Raw genomic sequence first — 15,806 nt, 5'->3', positions numbered from 1 at the left:
CCATGTACAAACTCGCTCGCCCCTTCCTGTTCGGCTTTGACGCCGAACGCGCCCACGGCCTCGGACTGAAGGCCATCGAGACGGCTTACCGGACCGGCACGATCCCGCTGCTGGCGCGGCCGCCGCAGCCGTTGCCGACCAAGCTGCTGGGGCTGACCTTCCCCAACCCGGTCGGCCTGGCCGCCGGCCTGGACAAGAACGGCGCCCACGTCGAGGCGCTGTTCGGGCTGGGCTTTGGCTTCGTAGAGGTGGGCACGGTCACGCCGCGCCCGCAGCCGGGCAACCCGAAACCGCGCATGTTCCGGCTGCCCGCGCATCAGGCGGTGATCAACCGGCTGGGTTTCAACAACGAAGGCGTCGACGCGCTGGTGCGCAATATCGAGCGGATCCGCCGCCGCAGCGGCGTGCTCGGCATCAATATCGGCAAGAACAAGGACACCTCCAACGAACGCGCCGCCTCGGACTACCTGTATTGCCTGGAACGGGTCTATCCGCTGGCCGACTACATCACCGTCAACATCTCATCGCCCAACACCGCCGGCCTGCGCGAACTGCAGGAGGAGCAGGCACTGCGCCAGTTGATCGGCAGCCTGCGCGAGGCGCAGGAGGATCTGGCCGCACAACACGGCCGGCGGGTGCCGATGCTGGTCAAGGTCGCGCCGGACCTGTCCGACGACGACATCGACGCGGTGGCACGCGTGCTCGGCGATCTGGGCGTGGACGGCGTCATCGCCACCAACACCACCGTCTCGCGCATCAGCGTGCAGGACGATCCGCTGGCCCACGAGACCGGCGGCCTGTCCGGCGCGCCGCTGATGGGACAGTCGACCCTGGTGCTGCGCCGGCTGCGCACCCGCCTGCCGGACCGGATTCCGCTGATTGGCGTGGGCGGCATCCTCTCGGGCGCCGATGCGGTGGCCAAGATGGCCGCGGGCGCTTCGCTGGTGCAGGTCTATTCCGGCATGGTCTATCGCGGGCCGGAACTCATCGGCGAGTGCGTCGATGCCATCCGCCGCCGCCGCGAGGCACCCAGCCGTGGCGCGGTGGCGCCGGAATGAGTCTTCCCTGGCGCCTGATCCGCGACGCCTCGCTGCGCAATCGCAACACCTTCGGGGTGGAAGCGCGCGCGCCCTGGCTGATCGAACTGGACGACACCGCCGCGCTGCCGGAACTGCTGGCGCGGCCGGAAATCGCCGAGACATCCCTGCTGGTGCTGGGCGGCGGCAGCAACCTGTTGTTCGCCGGCGACGCCGAGGGACCGGTGCTGGCGCTGACCGCCGCCGCGACCCGCGTGCTGTCCCAGGACGCCACCCACGCGCGCGTGCGCACCGAAGCGGGCGTGCCCTGGCACGCGCTGGTGATGTGGTCGCTGCAACAGGGGCTGTGCGGGCTGGAAAACCTCGCGCTGATTCCCGGCACCGCCGGCGCCGCGCCGATCCAGAACATCGGCGCCTATGGCGTGGAAGTCGGCGAATTCATCCACGCGGTGGAAGCCTGGGATCGCCACGAAGGCGTCCTGCGCCGGCTGGACCGCGGCGCCTGCGCGTTCGGTTATCGCGACAGCGTGTTCAAGCACCAGCCGGACCGCTACATCGTCACCGCGGTGGAGCTGGACCTGCTGCGCGCGCCCGCGCTGCGGCTGGACTACGCCGGCCTCGGCGAGGAACTGGCGACGATGGGCATCGCCCGGCCGGATGCGCGCGACGTCGCCGAAGCAGTGATCGCGATCCGCAGCCGCAAGCTGCCGGACCCGGTGGTGATCGGCAACGCCGGCAGCTTCTTCAAGAATCCGATCGTGCCGGCGGCATTGGCCGAAACCCTGCAGGCCGCGCATCCTGGCCTGCCGGTGTTCCGCGGCGACGCGCCGGACACCCGCAAGATTTCCGCCGCCTGGATGATCGACGCCTGCGGCTGGAAGGGCCACCGCGACGGCGATGCCGGCGTGGCCGCCTCGCACGCGCTGGTCCTGGTCAACCATGGCGGCGCCACCGGCGCCCAGTTGCTCGCCCTCGCCCGCCGCATCGCCGACTCGGTCGCCACGCGGTTCGGCGTCGCCATCGAACCCGAGCCCCGCATCATCGGAGCGCGCTGGTAGCCATGCGCGTCACCGCTCCCGCCCCGCGTCGTTCCCGCCCGCTCCCCCGGAGCGCGCGGAGCGGAGGGCGGGGCGGGATCCGCGCGTGGCGTCCAAACCGCGTCGCCGCGCGATGGCTGTGTTTCCTTCGTCGTTTTCTCCCGCGCATGCCGGCATTCGGCCCGGCGTGCCCCGCCTTCGTGGAAGCCTGATGCCCGCCATTCCCGTCCACTTCCGCGCCGCAGCGCTGATGCTGGCCAGCACGATGTTCTTCGCGATGATGGTGGTCGCGATCCGGCTGGCCTCGGCCAGCCTGCACACCTTCGAGATTGCGTTCTTCCGCAATTTCTTCGGCCTGCTGGCGGCGCTGCCGCTGCTGGTCAAGCACGGGCCGGGGCTGCTGAAGACCCAGCATTTCCCGCGCTACCTGTTCCGCTGCGTGATCGGTATCTGCTCGATGCTGGCCGGCTTCTGGGCCATCGGCCACCTGCCGTTGGCGCAGGCGGTGTCGCTGTCCTACTCCACCCCGCTGTTCGTCACCCTGGCCGCGGCGGCCATGCTCAACGAAAAGGTCCGCGCCCGCCGCTGGACCGCGGTGGTGCTGGGTTTCCTGGGCGTACTGATCATCGTGCGTCCCGGCACCGCCGAGTTCAGCATGGACGCCATGATCGCGGTGCTGGCAGCGGTGATGAGCGCGCTGGTGGCGATCCAGATCAAGCAGTTGTCGCAGACCGAGCCGGCCGATCGCATCGTCCTCTACACCACCCTGCTGTGGGTTCCGATGTCGCTGGTACCCGCGCTGAGCGTGTGGGAATGGCCGCAGGGCATCACCTGGCTGTGGGTGATCGCCGCCGGCGTGATGGGCACCGGCGGGCACATGCTGTGGACCCGTGCGCTGAAGCTGGGCGAGGTTTCCGCGCTCACGCCGATCAGCTTCATGCAGCTGCCGGTCGTGGCGGTGTTCGGCTGGTGGCTGTTCGACGAAAGCCTGGATCGCTGGACCCTGCTGGGCGCGGCGATCATTTTCGGCGCCAACGCCTACATCGCCCATCGCGAGGCGGTGCTGTCGCGCAAGGCCGCCTCCGAGGCGGCCAGTTCGGCGGCCAAGCCGGGCGAGTGAGGCGCGTCCGCGACGACGCGACGCGCATGCTCTCCCGCCTTACTTGAATCCTGTCGGCGGGCGCCCTTCGCGGATGGCATCGGCCAGCGCGGCCAGCGGTTCGCTCAGGGTATCGGGGCTGGCCGCCAGCAGCGGCTCCAGGTATTGCCGGCGCAGCGCCTGCGCCTGTTCGCGGTGGCCAAAGCCCGCTTCGGCGGTGGCCAGCGTCCAGATCGCATGCAGCGTTTCCGGGTGTTGTTCCCCGAGCAGGCGACTGCGGACCTCGACCACTTCGCGATAGGACGCCAGCGCCAGCGGCGCATCGCCCAGCGTGCGCGCCGCATCGCCACGGATCAGCAAGGCGCGCTGGGCCTGTGGGTGCTTCATTCCCAGCACATCGCGCGCCAGTGGCAGTCCGTCGCGCAGCAGCGCCAGGCTCTGCTGCGGATGGCCGTCGCGCAGCAGGGTGCCGGCATGGTTGATCAGGATCGACAGGGTGTCCGGATGATTGGCGCCCAACAAGCGGGTCCGTTGCTCCAGCACCTGCCGCTCCAGCGGCAGCGCGGCGGCGTAGTCGTCCAGCCGCGCGTAGGTCGTGGCCAGGTTCAGCCGCGCGCGGATGGTCTGCGGGTGCAGCGGCCCGAGCACGCGCTCGCGCCCGGCCAGCACCGCCTTCATCATCGGCAACGCTTCCTCGGCGGCGTTGGAGTCCGCCAGCATGCTGGCCAGCGTGCCGCGCGCATGCAGCGTCAGCGGATGATCGTTGCCGAGCCGGCGGGTCTGTATCGCCAGCAGTTCGCGCTGCAACTTGACCGCGCCTTCCTTCTCGCCGGTGATCATCCGCATCACCGCCAGGTTGCCGGTGGCCGCCAGGGTGTCCTTGTGTTCGGCGCCCTGCACCGCCACCCGCAACGGCAGCAGCTTTTCCATGTTCGCCCGCGCATCGGCCATCTCGCCGACCGCGCGTTGCATGTCGGCCAGCGCGTTGAGGGCATCCATCGCCGCGGGATCGCGATCGCCCGCCTGCTTCGCCAACCGCTCGTGCAGCGACTGCAGCAGGGTCTTGGCCCGTTCGCGCTCGCCGCGCGCGGACAGCAGGCTGGCCTGGGCGATCTCCAGTCCGGCGCGGGTGGGATCGTTCAACGGCAGCGGCCGCGCCAGCGGTTGCGCGCGTTCGATGATGGCCGCGGCGGCGTCCACCTCGGCCGCGCCGAGCAGCGCTTCTGCCTGCTCCAGGCGCGCGGCCAGCGTCGTCCGGTCGGCTTCGCCGGACTGGCCGGCGCGGTAGTCGGCGACCTTGCCGAATTCCCGCGCGGCCTGCGGACTCATGCCCAGGGCCGCATAGACGCGTGCGACCGATTCACGCAGGTTGGCGGCCAGCGCCGGCTGCCGGGCGAAGTCGCGATCAATGGCGGCCTCGGCGCTGGCCAGCAGATCACGATCGATCATGCCGCGTGCCAGATCGGCGGTGTTGATCCCGGCCAGCAGTTGTTCCAGCGAGGCGCGGACGGATGGATCGGCTGCGGCGATCTGGTCGCGCATGCCGCCGGCCAGGCCGCCCCCCATGGCCTCGATGTCGATGCCTTCCAGCATCGATTGCTGGAACGCGGCTACCTTCTCCAGTTCCGCGCTGCGCTGCTCGGCAATCGTCCGTTGCGCACGCGCCTGCATCAGGCCATACACCGACACCGCAAGACCACCCAGCAGCGCCAGCCCGACCACCGCCGCGGCCACCAGCGCGGTGCGGTGGCGGGCGAAGAAGCGCGACCAGCGGTAGCGGCGGGTCGGCGGCACCGCCGCCAGCGGCGCGCCCTCCAGGAACCGCTGCAGTTCCGCGGCCAGTTCGGCGACCGATGCATAGCGTGCATTGCGATCATGGGCCATCGCCTTGGCGACCACCCAGTCCAGTTCCTCGCGCAATGCGCGCCGCAGGCGGTGGATATCGCCCGCCGGCGTGGCCGCGGTCGACTGCGCGGCGAGTTGCTCGGACGGCAGGCGCAGGACGCCGCCATCGGCGGTGCCGCCGTCGCGCACGCCGGGTCGGCTGCCGGTCAGCAGTTCGTGCAGCAGCACGCCCAGCGAGTAGACGTCGCTGCGCGTATCGAGCGTGGCAAGGTCGCCCTCGGCCTGTTCCGGGCTCATGTAGTCCGGGGTGCCGGCGCGCTCCTGCATGCCGGCCAGCGCGCGCGAGGTGGCGGTGGCGATGCCGAAGTCGATGATCTTGGGCGCGGCGCGGCCGTCGATGCGGTCGACCAGGATATTGCCGGGTTTCAGATCCCGGTGGATCACGCCCTTGTGATGGGCGTGCTGGACGCCTTCGCAGATGCGGATGAACAATGCCAGCCGTTCGCGCAGATCCAGTCCCTCCTCCGCGCAGAACACGGTGACCGGCCGCCCCTCGCTGAACTCCATGGCGAAGAACGGCACGCCGTCGTCGGTGGCGCCGGCGTCGTAGATCTGGGCGATGGCCGGATGCCGCATCTGTGCCAGCAGTTGCCGTTCGATCTCGAAATAGGCCAGGTGGCGAGCTTCCACGCGATGGCCGCGCAACAGTTTCAGCGCCACGGTCCGGCGCACCGGTTCCAGTTGTTCCGCCCGGTACACCTCGCCCATGCCGCCACGTCCGAGCAGGCCCTCAAGCCGGTAGCGTCCCAGCCGCGCGCCCGGCGCGAAGGTCTGCCCGTCCGCGGGCATGTGCCCGGACAGGCGCGTCGCCAGAAGCTCGGTGGCTTCCGGGTCCGCCGATGGCGGTGCTGGATTCATGGCACATCCCCCTGGAGTGCCTCCATGGTAGCGGAAGCGCCGGCAGTCGCCACGCGGACCCGCTACACTCAACGCCTTCCCTCCCCGCGGCCGCAGCATGGCGCCCGATCACGAGACCACCCAGCGCACGATCCTGAGCGACGGACCGCGTCCGTCCGGCTCGCGCTCGGCCTGCGTGGTGGTGATCCAGGGCGAGGGCCTGGGCCGGCGCGCCGACATCGACGCGCAACCGGTGGTGGTCGGACGTTCGCGCGAGGCCGACCTGCACATCCCTCACCGCAGCGTGTCGCGCCTGCATTGCCGGATCTGGCGCGAAGGCGACGAATACCGCGTGTGCGATCTGGACGCGACCAATCCCACCCGCCTCAATGACCAGCCAATCCACGAGGCGACGCTGACCGATGGCGATCACCTGACCCTGGGCGAGTGCATCCTGAAGTTCATCAGCCACGCCAGCGTCGAGGCGCACTACCACGAGGAGATCTACCAGCTCGCCACCCACGACGCGCTGACCGATCTCTACAACCGCCGCCACTTCATCGAGGCGGTCGAGCGCGAAATCGCCCGCGCGATGCGCCACCAGCGTCCGCTGGCGATGTGCATCATCGACGTCGATCTGTTCAAGCCCATCAACGACCGCTACGGGCACATCTCCGGTGACAACGTGCTGCGCCAGATCGCCGGCATCCTGCGCAGGCACGTGCGCAACGACGATGCCGCCGCGCGCATCGGCGGCGAAGAGTTCGCGGTGCTGCTGCCCGAATGCGACGGCGACGCCGCGTTCGGTTTCGCCGAGCGCCTGCGCCAGGCGGTGGCCGAGGCGGTGTTCAAGCCCGGCGGCGACGAACAGTCGATCACCGTCAGCATCGGCATTGCCGCGCTCACCCCCAGCCGCGACACCTGCAGCCGGATGATGGCCGCGGCCGACGCCGCGCTGTACCGGGCCAAGAGCGAAGGCCGCAACCGGGTCTGCATCCAGTATTGAGTTTTCGGGGTATTGGTTTTTCGCGGGACGCTGAGGTCAAGAGCTCGCGCCGGGGACGGCGCTCCTACCCTGTCCCGTCATCCCGTCATCCCCAATCTCGAATCCCCAATCCCGAACGTCCCCTCGCCGCCGATCGGCGCGACCGGCAATCCCGCCGCACGCCAGGCGTCGATGCCACCGCGCAGCGGAACCGCGTCGAGATAACCACGCCGACGCAGTTGGCCGGCCAGCCAGGCCGCGGACACTTCGTCCGGGCAGGCGCAGTAGATGACAACCCTGCGATCACGCGGCACGGTCGCCATGATGTCATCCAGCCTGCGCTCATCGGCGAAGACCGCGCCGGGAATGATGAAGGGATCGACATCGCGGAAACCCGGCGCGCGGATGTCCAGGATTGCCGGTGCCTGCCCCGCGCGCACCAGCGCGTCCAGCGCGGCCGGTTCGATGCGCGCGGCTTCCAGCATCCGGAACAGCGCGCGCCGGCGCCACCAGCGATAGCCGACGTACAGGACCAGCCCCGCCGCCACCAGCGCCAGCGCGCCGACGCCCAGTTGCGACAGCGCCAGCAGCACGCCTTCCACCTGGCGGGAGAAGATCACGCCCAGCGCCAGGCCCACCGTCGCCCACAGCGCCGCGCCCAGCCCGTCATAGCGCAGGAACCGCGGCAGGCCCGCCTGCATCGCGCCGGCCAGCGGCACCGCGACCATCGACAGGCCGGGCACGAACTTGGCCACCGCCAGCACGCGGATGCCGAAGCGGCCGTAGACGCGTTCGGTCTGCTTCATGCAACTGTCGCGCGACAGCGACAGCCGGCACAGCGATTGCAGGGTGCGGCTGCCGTAGCGTCGGCCGGCAAAGAACCACGCGGCGTCGCCCAGCAGGCTGGCCGAGACGGAGACCGCCAGCACGCCGAGCAGCGCCGGCCATGCCGGATCCGCGTGCAGGGCGATGCCCGCCCCCACCACGATCAGGGTCGGCATCGCCGGCACCGGCAAGCCCAGCGACAGCGCCAGCACGTTGACGAACACCAGTCCGACGCCGAACCGCTCGACCAGCTCCTGCATATCGGTATCCATCCGCGCCACGCGGTATTTGCACAGGCCGCCATCCTCCCGCCGCGCGCGGACAACCACAAGCCGGGCGGATCGCAACAATCCGTTACGTTCTGCGCCCGCCGGCTTGCGACGCCACCAGCGGTTCTCCTAGTCTGGAGGCGGTCAGCAGGGAGGGAGCGCCGATGACCACCCGATTCGCGAGCGTCACCCCCATGGTGCCGGCCGGGCCGTCACTGGCCGAAGCGCTGGATTTCTACGTCGGCCGGATGGGTTTCCAGGCGCTCTGGCAGGAAGGCGACATGGCCGGCATCGAACGCGACGGCATCGGCTTCCACCTGGTCCGCAACAACGAACCGCTGTGGGCGCGCAATGCCAGCTTCAGCATCGGGGTGGCCGGACTGGACGCGCTGTACGCGGAGTACCGCGATCTGCCCGCGCAGATCGGGCCACTGGAAATGAAGTCATGGGGCCGGCGCGAGTTCCACCTGATCGTGCCGCCAGGGGTGTGCTTCCAGTTCTACGAGTTCGCCTGAGCGACGCGCTTCCAGGGTCCGCCGTTGCGGTACAGCACGATATACAGGCCGGCCACCCAGGCCATGCCCGCGGCCCAGCCGCCAAGGATGTCCGAGGGGTAATGCACGCCCAGGTAGACCCGGGACAGGCCGACCAGCAGGACGAAGGCGAGCGCGGCCAGCGCCGCCGGCCAGCGCCAACGGGTACGCCAGGCCAGCAGGAACACCACCATCGCCAGGGTCATCGACCCCATCGCGTGCCCGCTCGGGAAACTGAAGGTGTGCTCGGGCGCGATCGAATCCCACAGCGACGGCCGGTCGCGCTGGAAGAACTGCTTGGTCGCCAGGTTCAGCAGCGCCGAACCGATGAACGAGGACGCCGCGAACAACGCCTCGCGCCAGCGCCGCCAGGCCAGCAGGCCCAGCACGATAGCGATGTCGACCGGTATCACCCCGTACTGGTAGCCGGCCGCCGAAATCCCGACGAAGAAGCGATCCAGCGCCGGCGAGGCCAGTGCGTGCATCCGCCACAGCAGCGGATCGTCGAAGAAGAAGTTCTCCAGTTCGTGGACTTCGTCGGCCAGTTCCACGAACAGCCACAGCGGCGCCAGCACACCGGCGAACAGCAGCAGCATCCGCAGGCCGCGCTCGCGCAACAATCCGAGCAGGGCGTTCAGCCCCTGGGCCAGGACCTCAGACGGCGCCACGCGCGTACTTGCGTTCGACGTAGCCGTCGATCAGGGCGATGAACTCCTGGGCGATGTTCTCGCCGCGCAGGGTCACCGCCTTCTCGCCGTCGATGAACACCGGCGCGGCCGGAGCCTCGCCGGTGCCCGGGAGGGAAATTCCGATGTTGGCGTGGCGCGATTCACCGGGACCGTTCACCACGCAGCCCATCACCGCCAGGGTCATGTTCTCCGCGCCGGGGTGGCTGATCTTCCATTCCGGCATCTTGCCGCGCACATGGTTCTGCACCACCTTGGCGAGTTCCTGGAAGAACTCCGACGTGGTGCGGCCACAGCCCGGGCAGGCGGTGACCATCGGCGTGAAGGCGCGCTGGCCGGTGGTCTGCAGCAGTTCCTGCGCGACGATCACTTCCTGCGTGCGCGGCTGACCCGGCTCGGGCGTGAGCGAAATGCGGATGGTGTCGCCGATGCCCTCCTGCAGCAGCACCGACAGCGCCGCCGCCGAGGCGACGATGCCCTTGCTGCCGATGCCGGCTTCGGTCAGGCCCAGGTGCAGGGCGAACTCCGAGCGCTGCGACATGTCGCGATACACCGCAATCAGTTCCTGCACGCCGCTGACCTTGGCCGACAGCACGATGCGATCGCGCGGCAGGCCCAGCTCCACCGCGCGCTCGGCCGAATCCACCGCCGAGCGGATCAGCGCTTCGCGCAGCACCCGGCCGGCGTCCCACGGCTGCTCGCGCTGGTGGTTCTCGTCCATCAGCTGCGCGGCCAGCGCCTGGTCCAGCGATCCCCAGTTGGCGCCGATCCGCACCGGCTTGCCGTAGCGGATGGCGAATTCGATCAACTGGGCGAACTGGGTGTCCTTCTTCTTGCCGAAGCCGACGTTGCCCGGATTGATGCGGTACTTGGCCAGCGCCTCGGCGCAAGCGGGTTCGCCGGCCAGCAATTGGTGGCCGTTGTAGTGGAAATCGCCGATCAGCGGCACCGTAATCCCCATCATCTCCAGCTTCTCGCGGATGCGCGGGATGGCGGCGGCGGATTCGGGATTGTTGACGGTCAGCCGGACCATTTCCGAACCGGCGCGCCAGAGCTCGGCCACCTGGCGTACGCTGCCGGCGATATCGGCGGTGTCGGTGTTGGTCATCGACTGCACCACCACCGGTTGCCCGCCACCGACCTTCACTCCGCCGATGTCGACGGCATGGGTGATGCGGCGGGGCCAGGCGGCGGCGTTGGCGGGGGGCGTGGGGCGGCTGACGGCGTCGTGCATGACGCCCATTTTAGACCGGGAACCGGGTCGGGCAGCGCCCGCCGGCACGCTGCCGTTCACCCGACGCGCTCCTGACCGCCGTCCACCGGATGGCCGCGCTTGCGGCATCGTCTAGCATGTCGGCATGCCGATCTCCTCTCCCAGCTTCCTGCGGACCCTGTGCAACCTGCGCTGGGTCGCCATCATCGGCCAGGCCGTGGCCGTCCTGGTCGCCACCGAGCTGATGCACATACCGCTGCCGGTCGCGCCGCTGTGGGGCGGCATCGGCCTGCTGGCCGCGTTCAACGTCTACGCCACCTGGCGCAGCCACCGGCTGGCGCCGGATTCGGCCGGGGTGGCGTTCCTGCACATGCTGGTCGACGTGGCGGTGCTGGCCTGGCTGGTGGGCTGGAGCGGCGGCATCACCAACCCGTTCAGCCCGATGTTCCTGTTGCTGATCGCGGTGGCCGCGCTGGCCCTGCCGCTGCGCTGGGTGCTGGCCACCGCCGCCGCCTCGCTGGTGGGCTATGCGCTGATGGCGGTGTTCGGCCGGCCGTTGCCAGCCTTCCACGGCAATGCGTTCAACCTGCACCTGTGGGGCATGGCGGTGAACTTCCTGCTGTCGGTCGGCGTGGTGCTGTACTTCTCCACCCGCCTGGTGGCCGCGCTGCGCCAGCGCGAACGCGAACTGGCGGTGCTGCGCGAACGCTTCGCCCGCAACGAAGGCATTGTCGCCCTGGCCACCCACGCCGCGGCGGTCGCGCACGAACTCAACACCCCGCTGGCGACGATGACCCTGCTGAGCGAGGAGATCGCCGAGCAGTGCGACGACGAGGCCATCCGCGAAGATGCCACCACCCTGCGCGAACTGGTGGACATCTGCCGCGACCGCGTGCGCGAGCTGGCCGCCTCCGCCGAGATGGGCCGCAACACCGGCGCGGACCTGGAGCGTGTCATCCACCGCTGGCAACTGGTGCGTCCGACCATCGAACTGCAACGCGAGGGCGAACTGCCGCCGCGGCTGCGGGTGGATCCCTCGATCGGCCACCTGTTGCAGGCACTGCTCAACAACGCCGCCGACGCCAGCCAGCAGGCCGGTTCCACCCGGGTGGAACTGCGCCTGCGCTGCGATGGCGGCGAACTGATCGGCGAAGTGCGCGACGAGGGCGACGGCTTCCAGGACACCCTGCGCTTCCAATCCGATACCCTGTTCCGCAGCAGCAAGCCCGACGGCATGGGCGTGGGTCTGGCGCTTTCGCACGCGACGGTCGAACGCCTGGGCGGTTCGCTGACCCTGCAGACCGCCTCGCCACGCGGCGTGCGGGTCAGGTTCCGCCTGCCGTTGCGCGGCACCAAGGATTTCCCATGAACGGCCTGTTGATCGACGACGACGAACTGTACGCCCGCACCCTCCAGCGCAGCCTGGCGCGGCGCGGCATCGAGACCCGCATCGCCCTGGATCCCCGCGAGGCGCTGCGCCTGGCACGTGAGCAGGCGCCCGACTTCGCCCTGGTCGATCTGAAGCTGGGCGAATCGTCCGGCCTGACCCTGATCGAACCCCTGCGCGCATTGCGTCCGGACATGCGGATCCTGCTGGTGACCGGCTACGCCAGCGTGGCCACGGCGGTGGAGTCGATCAAGCGCGGCGCCGACGACTATCTGCCCAAGCCGGCCTCGTTGTCATCGATCCTGCGCGCGCTCGGCATCGAGCAGAAGAGCGAGCCGCTGGAGCCCGAGGAAACCATGACCCCGCTACACCGGCTGGAGTGGGAGCATATCCAGCAGGCGCTGGCGGAGACGGATGGCAATATTTCCGCCGCCGCGCGTCTGTTGGGCATGCACCGGCGATCTTTGCAGCGCAAGCTGCTGAAACGCCCCGGCCCCGAACGCCGACAGGTCGACGAGTAGAGCGGAGCTTGCTCCGCTGCCGTGGCGTTTGCTTTTGCCTTTCGCTTTCATCCGGAATGGTTATCGGGCGCCAGCGCGCGAAACTGGTGGCGCACAAGGTGAAAGACAAGAACCGGCCACCGCAGCGGAGCAAGCTCCGCTCTACGCCGGGTTTATGAAACCGCGCTGCTGCGCTACGGTATGCCCCATGCAAGACCCTGTCCGCGACGTCCTCACCCCCAGCCAGCTCAACACCCTGGCCCGCGACCTCCTCGAAGGCGCGTTCCCGCTGATCTGGGTGGAAGGCGAACTCGGCAATGTCACCCGTCCCGCCTCCGGACACCTGTACTTCACCCTCAAGGACGCTCGCGCGCAGGTCCGCTGCGCGATGTTCAAACCCAAGAGCCAGTGGCTGCGCTTCGTTCCGCGCGAAGGGCTGCGGGTGCTCGCGCGCGGCCGGTTGACCCTGTACGAAGCACGCGGCGACTACCAATTGGTCATCGACCATCTGGAAGAAGCCGGCGAAGGCGCGCTGCGGCGGGCGTTCGAAGCACTGAAGGCCAGGCTCGCGGCCGAGGGGCTGTTCGATGAAGGCCGAAAACGCGCCCTGCCCGCGCACCCGCGCCGGCTGGCGGTCATCACCTCGCCCAGCGGCGCGGCGGTGCGCGACGTGCTGAGCGTGCTGGGCCGGCGCTTTCCGTTGCTGGAAGTGGACATCCTGCCGGTGCAGGTCCAGGGCGAGGCCGCGCCCGCGCAGATCGTATCGATGCTCCGGCGCGCCGCCGACAGTGGTCGCTACGACACGGTCCTGGTGACCCGCGGCGGGGGTTCGCTGGAGGACCTGTGGGCCTTCAACGACGAACAGTTGGCGCGCGCGATCGCTGCATCCCCCGTACCGGTGGTGTCCGCGGTCGGCCACGAGACCGACTTCACCCTGGCCGACTTCGCCGCCGACCTGCGCGCGCCCACGCCGTCGGTCGCGGCCGAACTGCTGGTGCCGGACGTCCGCGATCTCGCGACCCGCCTGCGCACCTTGCAGCGACGCCTGCACGATCTGCAGCGCCACCACCTGCGCCAGGCCATGCAACGCGCCGATCGCGCGGCGCTGCGCCTGAACGCGCTGCGCCCGCAGGCACGACTGGCGCTGATCCGCCGCCGCCAGGACGAGGCGATGCGGCGCCTGCAGGCACTGTGGCGCGAACGTTCCGAACAGAAGCGCGCACGATTGCGCCATGCCGCGGCCGTCCTGCGCGCCGCGCAACCGCAGCGCCAACTGGCGCAACTGCGCTCGCGGCTGGAAGCGCTGCGCGTCCGCCCGCAGGCCGCGGTGGCCCGCCAGTTGCAGCGCGACGCCCTGCGGTTGCGCGGACTGGCCCGTTCGCTGGAAGCGGTGAGTCCGCTGGCGACGGTGGCACGCGGTTACGCCATCGTCACCCGCGACGGTGCGCTGGTGCGCTCGGTCGCGCAGGTACAGTCGGGCGATACCGTGCAGGCCCGCCTGGCCGATGGTGATCTGAAACTGCGCGTCGAGTAGCGCGCCTGGTCCGCCCCGGCGTTGGCCGGGCCGGCCTTGGGTCTGCCCACCCGCTTTCTTCCCGTCCCGCCAACCGGCCTCAACCCCGTTTTTCTTCCGCGTGCGTTTGACCTTCCCGACCCATCGGGAGAATCGCCATGCGCCACGCTCGTCCCAGCCCCACCCTGCTCGCCGTCGCCCTGCTCGCCGCCTGCCAGTCGCAGCCGGTGGCGGAGTCCCCGTCGTCTACCTCCTCCAGCCCCGGTAACGCCGACATCACCGCGAACCTGGCCGAGCCCGAAGCGTCTGCCGCCGCAGACGCGGCGGCCACCAGCGCCACCCTGGACACGGTCCGGGTCCGTCAACAGGCCGGTGCCCGGCCGCGAATCGAGTACGGTCGCCCCCTACCCAGCGCGGCCGCCGCGCCTCCCCCGCCCGCCGCGATGAAAATGAGTGCCGGCTACGTGGCGTTGCGAAGCCCCGGGCTCGTCTCCTCGCCGGAACCGGCCAACACCGAACGCTACGCCGCGCGCGACGACAACCCCGTCCACCGCGCCAGCGAGCAGCCGGTGTCGACCTTCTCCATCGACGTGGACACCGGCAGCTACAGCAACGTGCGGCGGATGCTGCGCGACGGCGTCCGTCCTCCCGCCGACGCGGTGCGCGCGGAGGAGTTCATCAACTACTTCGACTATCACCATCCGGCGCCGGCCAACCGCGACACCCCGTTCCGGGTGACCACCGAACTCGCCGCCGCGCCCTGGAACGGCAAGCGCCAGATCCTGATGGTCGGCATCAAGGGCTACGACGTGCCCAAGGCGACCCTGCCGCCCGCCAACCTGGTGTTCCTGATCGACACCTCCGGCTCGATGGATTCGCCGGACAAGCTGCCGTTGCTGAAGCAGGCGTTCGCGCAACTGGTGCCGCAGCTGCGCGCGCAGGATCGCGTGTCGGTGGTGGTCTATGCCGGCTCCGCGGGACTGGTGCTGCCGCCTACCCCGGGCGACCGCCACGACGAGATCCTCGGCGCGCTGGACCGCCTGCAGGCCGGCGGTTCGACCAACGGCGGCGACGGCATCCGGCTGGCCTACGCGATGGCCAAGCAGGCGTTCGTGAAGGACGGCGTCAACCGGGTGATCCTGGCCACCGACGGCGATTTCAACGTCGGTACCGTGGATCAGGACGCGCTGGAGACGCTGGTCGGGGACCAGCGCAAATCCGGCGTCGCGCTGACCACCCTGGGCTTCGGCCAGGGCAACTACAACGATGCCATGGCCGAGCGGCTGGCCGACGTGGGCGACGGCAACCACGCCTACATCGATACCCTGCAGGAGGCGCGCAAGGTGCTGGTGGAGGAAATGCAGTCCACCCTGCTGACCATCGCCCGCGACGTGAAGATCCAGATCGAATTCAATCCGGCCCACGTCTCCGAGTATCGCCTGATCGGTTACGAAAACCGCCTGCTCAAGCGCGAGGACTTCGCCAATGACAAGGTCGACGCCGGCGATATCGGCGCGGGCCACGAAGTCACCGCGCTGTACGAGATCACACCCGCCGGTTCCGGCGCCGATCGCCTGCCGCCGCTGCGCTATGGCCAGGCCGGTTCCGCAGCCGCATCGCGCGGCGTGGCCGGCGGCGAGATCGCCCACCTGCAACTGCGCTACAAACCGCCGGGCCAGGAGACCAGCCGCCTGATCGCGACGCCAATCCGGGCCGATGCCCTCAGCCGGAAACCCAGCGAAGGCTTCCGCTTCGCCACCGCGGTGGCGGCGTACGCCGATCTGCTGCGCGGCGGGCAGCACATCGACAACTGGAGCTGGGCCCAGGTGCTGGCCGCCGCGCGCGGTGCCGAAGGTTCGGATCGGTTCGGCCTTCGCCGCGAATTCACCGGCATGGTGGAACAAGCGCGGCAACTCGCCACGGCGCAGGCGACGGACACCCCCGCCATCGCCGCCGGCGAATAGGTAAAAACATTCCTTC

13 protein-coding genes are annotated in these 15,806 nt (G+C 69.7%); 9 read left to right on the top strand and 4 right to left on the bottom strand.

Annotation, left to right across the window (positions count from 1 at the left end; all coding sequences use genetic code 11):
• Window positions 1-2: 2 nt before the first annotated feature.
• The 3 genes from ACTJI2_RS01455 to ACTJI2_RS01445 all read left to right on the top strand — a co-directional run bounded on the left by ACTJI2_RS01455 (window position 3) and on the right by ACTJI2_RS01445 (window position 3,194).
• Complete coding sequence (locus ACTJI2_RS01455) at window positions 3-1,058, top strand: quinone-dependent dihydroorotate dehydrogenase (RefSeq protein WP_183637429.1); 1,056 nt, start codon at window positions 3-5, stop codon at window positions 1,056-1,058.
• The gene (murB, locus tag ACTJI2_RS01450; protein ID WP_440840839.1) at window positions 1,055-2,095 is read left to right on the top strand and encodes a UDP-N-acetylmuramate dehydrogenase; all 1,041 of its coding nucleotides are present in this window, start codon (window positions 1,055-1,057) and stop codon (window positions 2,093-2,095) included. Before ACTJI2_RS01455 ends, murB begins: the two co-directional genes overlap by 4 nt.
• Before the next feature lie 190 nt (window positions 2,096-2,285).
• Window positions 2,286-3,194 (top strand): DMT family transporter, encoded by a 909-nt coding sequence (locus ACTJI2_RS01445; protein ID WP_183637433.1) that lies wholly within the window; start codon window positions 2,286-2,288, stop codon window positions 3,192-3,194.
• A gap of 39 nt (window positions 3,195-3,233) precedes the next feature.
• Here ACTJI2_RS01445 and ACTJI2_RS01440 read toward each other — a convergent pair whose 3' ends face one another.
• Window positions 3,234-5,936: a protein kinase domain-containing protein gene (locus ACTJI2_RS01440; RefSeq protein ID WP_440840838.1), complete on the bottom strand. Its 2,703-nt coding sequence runs from the start codon at window positions 5,934-5,936 to the stop codon at window positions 3,234-3,236.
• A gap of 97 nt (window positions 5,937-6,033) precedes the next feature.
• Between ACTJI2_RS01440 and ACTJI2_RS01435 the strand changes: the two genes are divergently transcribed.
• Window positions 6,034-6,921 carry a GGDEF domain-containing protein gene (locus tag ACTJI2_RS01435; RefSeq protein ID WP_440840837.1) on the top strand — a complete coding sequence of 296 codons (888 nt, stop codon included), beginning with the start codon at window positions 6,034-6,036 and terminating at the stop codon, window positions 6,919-6,921.
• Window positions 6,922-6,998: 77 nt separating this feature from the next.
• Here ACTJI2_RS01435 and ACTJI2_RS01430 read toward each other — a convergent pair whose 3' ends face one another.
• Window positions 6,999-7,985 (bottom strand): DedA family protein/thiosulfate sulfurtransferase GlpE, encoded by a 987-nt coding sequence (locus ACTJI2_RS01430; RefSeq protein ID WP_440840959.1) that lies wholly within the window; start codon window positions 7,983-7,985, stop codon window positions 6,999-7,001.
• Window positions 7,986-8,158: 173 nt separating this feature from the next.
• On the opposite strand from ACTJI2_RS01430, the gene ACTJI2_RS01425 reads away from it, so the two are divergent.
• The gene (locus ACTJI2_RS01425; RefSeq protein WP_440840836.1) at window positions 8,159-8,509 is read left to right on the top strand and encodes a hypothetical protein; all 351 of its coding nucleotides are present in this window, start codon (window positions 8,159-8,161) and stop codon (window positions 8,507-8,509) included.
• Here ACTJI2_RS01425 and ACTJI2_RS01420 read toward each other — a convergent pair.
• A complete protein-coding gene (locus tag ACTJI2_RS01420) occupies window positions 8,494-9,177 on the bottom strand; it encodes a phosphatase PAP2 family protein (RefSeq protein WP_328805150.1) in 684 nt (227 codons plus the stop codon). The two genes, ACTJI2_RS01425 and ACTJI2_RS01420, sit on opposite strands and share 16 nt — an antisense overlap.
• A 4-nt stretch (window positions 9,178-9,181) precedes the next feature.
• Entirely contained in the window at window positions 9,182-10,447 is a 1,266-nt protein-coding gene (ispG, locus tag ACTJI2_RS01415) for a flavodoxin-dependent (E)-4-hydroxy-3-methylbut-2-enyl-diphosphate synthase (protein WP_318287336.1), read from the bottom strand.
• 124 nt (window positions 10,448-10,571) lie between these two features.
• On the opposite strand from ispG, the gene ACTJI2_RS01410 reads away from it, so the two are divergent.
• The 4 genes from ACTJI2_RS01410 to ACTJI2_RS01395 all read left to right on the top strand — a co-directional run bounded on the left by ACTJI2_RS01410 (window position 10,572) and on the right by ACTJI2_RS01395 (window position 15,790).
• On the top strand, window positions 10,572-11,795 hold the full coding sequence (locus ACTJI2_RS01410) for an ATP-binding protein (protein WP_440840835.1): 1,224 nt from the start codon (window positions 10,572-10,574) through the stop codon (window positions 11,793-11,795).
• A complete protein-coding gene (locus ACTJI2_RS01405; RefSeq protein ID WP_141452386.1) occupies window positions 11,792-12,334 on the top strand; it encodes a response regulator transcription factor in 543 nt (180 codons plus the stop codon). Before ACTJI2_RS01410 ends, ACTJI2_RS01405 begins: the two co-directional genes overlap by 4 nt.
• A 187-nt stretch (window positions 12,335-12,521) precedes the next feature.
• The gene (gene xseA / locus ACTJI2_RS01400) at window positions 12,522-13,847 is read left to right on the top strand and encodes an exodeoxyribonuclease VII large subunit (RefSeq protein ID WP_440840834.1); all 1,326 of its coding nucleotides are present in this window, start codon (window positions 12,522-12,524) and stop codon (window positions 13,845-13,847) included.
• Between the two features lie 137 nt (window positions 13,848-13,984).
• A complete protein-coding gene (locus ACTJI2_RS01395; RefSeq protein WP_440840833.1) occupies window positions 13,985-15,790 on the top strand; it encodes a vWA domain-containing protein in 1,806 nt (601 codons plus the stop codon).
• The last annotated feature ends 16 nt before the right edge of the window (window positions 15,791-15,806 follow it).

Origin of the sequence: Pseudoxanthomonas sp. 22568 (assembly GCF_052044485.1) — a bacterium.
GTDB classification, from domain to species: domain Bacteria; phylum Pseudomonadota; class Gammaproteobacteria; order Xanthomonadales; family Xanthomonadaceae; genus Pseudoxanthomonas_A; species Pseudoxanthomonas_A beigongshangi.
The sequence above is the reverse complement of the archived record's forward strand: the minus strand, read 5'-3'. Positions and strand labels throughout refer to the sequence as shown.